Below are 2,297 nucleotides of genomic sequence, written 5' to 3'. Positions count from 1 at the left end.
TTCAGGTATTATGATCCGGATATAGGTAGATTTACCCAGCCCGACCCGATAGGCTTAGCTGGCGGGTTTAACCTGTATCAGTATGCGCCTAATGGGTTGACTTGGGTGGATCCACTTGGCCTAAGAAAATGTACAACAGGTTTTAAAAACGCCAATGATGCGGGGCGAGCAGCACTTAGTAAATATAATCCAATGTCGATATTCAAAAATCGTGAATATGGTGGGATCATATTTAAAGCAAAAGATGGTACTTATGGCTATACAAGGGGGCGACTTGGTTCGGGTAGAACTGCACCAACATTTAAAGAATCAGCAGGAGGTTTACCTAAGGGCTCAACACCAGTTGGTCAATATCACACACATGGTGATTACTCTGATATTAATTTTAATCGAACGAATAAAGCTGGTGATGTTCATAATAGTGATAAATTTTCTAATAGTGATATTAGCATTCATAATCGTGCTAATAAAACCTTTCCTAATTATACCAATGTATTAGGAACACCAAGCGGGAGCTTTTGGAAGATATTTGGTAAAGTTAGTGGGCCAGATGATGCTATACCGTTATAAGGAAGTGCATATTATGTGTGAAAACTACATTTTTAAGCTTGATAAAAGATATACCCCTTTTCTATTTAAAGCTATAGAAGCAGCCAAAAATAGTGAGTTTGTTTCCAAATGTAAATATGATATTAATAATTTTTATATTTCTTTTAGTAATCATATAACGATAAAAAAAGAGATTAGATATTATACAATACGTTTCTATTCAAAAGAGATTACGCAAGATAATTGGATGGATGTTGGAGTTGGTGGAATAGAAATAGATGATATAAATGTTGATATAAATGTTGATACAGGTGAAGTAATTTACGTTTATGGGAGTCGCTGACCAGTTGATCGGTAAATACAATAATAGAAAGGTTCAAAGCGATTATCTATAAGATTTAACCATTAGAATTTAAATAAAAAATGCCAGTAGCACCCAGAATTCTAGCTACAACGCCCTTGGCCGGCGTATCGAAAAACATCAGCTAGACCGTGAGGGCCAATCCTACAACCGTACCCGCTTCCTGTGGGACGGGTTAAGAATGATTCAGGAAACCGGCCCGAATCACCTTACCAGCCTGTATATCTACACAGACCAGAACAGCTACGAACCACTGGCGCGGATAGACACAGACGACAACCAAAAACAACATATCCGCTATTTCCACACCGACCTGAACGGCTGCCCGGCAGAGCTTACCGATGCAAATGGTAAAATACTTTGGGAATGTAGCTTTCAGTTATGGGGTAAACGGATTCATGAAATTGAGCACGAACCCATAGAGCAAAACCTCAGATATCAGGGACAATATTTAGACAGGGAAACCGGCTTACATTACAATACTTTCAGGTACTATGATCCGGATATAGGTAGATTTACTCAGCCTGATCCGATTGGGCTGCTGGATGGCTTGAATCTGTATCAGTATGCGCCTAATGGGTTGACTTGGGTGGATCTGTGGGAGTTAAGTGCTAAATGGACTAAAAAGGGAAGTCCAAACTACAGGCAACGGTCATATTGCTTATGAATATGAGGTATTTATGGCTTTGGATTTTATAGCATCAAATAAGCAAAAGAAAATAGATGAAAACACACAGGTATTTTCACTTGAGAAGTCTGATTATGATAAATTATTTAATGATGCGAAACCATTAAATCAGTACCCAATAATAAAAAAATTTGATAATTATTATGCCGATACTACTATTTTATATGGAGAGATTCAGCCCTTAATAAAGGAATTAGAAAGTCTTATTAAAATAAAAAAGTTACACCTTGGATCAATTATTCATTTTATTGATTTTCTGGAAAAATCATTTAATGATGGTTTAAATATATACATATATTGTGACTAGGGAGCTTGTGTACCAGCCATTTTCCTGACGATCGTGTAAACGCTTGCTGAAAAAGGTATTGGCTGCGGCCAGATTGCTGATATAGCTGCCGGCTTCGGGACGGAAAACGCAAATTTCTTTATTTGATGTACTAGCTTAAACTTAATCTGACAGACACTACCTACTCATCGGCATTCGTTCTAACACAATGACTGTCTGATGAGTAAAATAAATTCTCTAGCTGCTTTTCTTTAGCCAGTCCTTTTGTCTCTACCCAAGTTTGCCAAGGTGTCTTACCATAACAGTATTTCCCTGAATGTGCTCTTTCCCGATTGTAAAACTCTAGCCAAAGCTCAATATCTTGTTGTATCTCTTTCAGTTCTGTATATATTTTACGTCTAAACATAATATCA

At 37.4% G+C, this 2,297-nt stretch carries 4 protein-coding genes and 1 pseudogene; 4 read left to right on the top strand and 1 reads right to left on the bottom strand.

All coding sequences use genetic code 11. The features are described from left to right. The 4 genes from BGI33_RS03135 to BGI33_RS03120 all read left to right on the top strand — a co-directional run. Positions 1 to 570 (top strand): DUF4329 domain-containing protein (locus tag BGI33_RS03135; RefSeq protein ID WP_144235340.1); only part of this gene is annotated, 570 nt, incomplete at its 5' end. Positions 571 to 583: 13 nt separating this feature from the next. Then, positions 584 to 892: a hypothetical protein gene (locus tag BGI33_RS03130; protein WP_025315298.1), complete on the top strand. Its 309-nt coding sequence runs from the start codon at positions 584 to 586 to the stop codon at positions 890 to 892. 199 nt (positions 893 to 1,091) lie between these two features. Next, positions 1,092 to 1,577, top strand: a complete 486-nt coding sequence (locus BGI33_RS03125; protein ID WP_218965118.1) for an RHS repeat domain-containing protein — start codon at positions 1,092 to 1,094, stop codon at positions 1,575 to 1,577. 13 nt (positions 1,578 to 1,590) lie between these two features. Further along, the gene (locus BGI33_RS03120; protein ID WP_100089915.1) at positions 1,591 to 1,905 is read left to right on the top strand and encodes a hypothetical protein; all 315 of its coding nucleotides are present in this window, start codon (positions 1,591 to 1,593) and stop codon (positions 1,903 to 1,905) included. A 160-nt stretch (positions 1,906 to 2,065) separates the two neighbouring features. Here BGI33_RS03120 and BGI33_RS13015 read toward each other — a convergent pair. Beyond that, positions 2,066 to 2,297, bottom strand: a pseudogene (locus BGI33_RS13015) (IS481 family transposase); the annotation flags it as partial.

Origin of the sequence: Snodgrassella alvi, assembly GCF_002777425.1 — a bacterium.
GTDB lineage: Bacteria > Pseudomonadota > Gammaproteobacteria > Burkholderiales > Neisseriaceae > Snodgrassella > Snodgrassella alvi_B.
The sequence above is the reverse complement of the archived record's forward strand: the minus strand, read 5'-3'. Positions and strand labels throughout refer to the sequence as shown.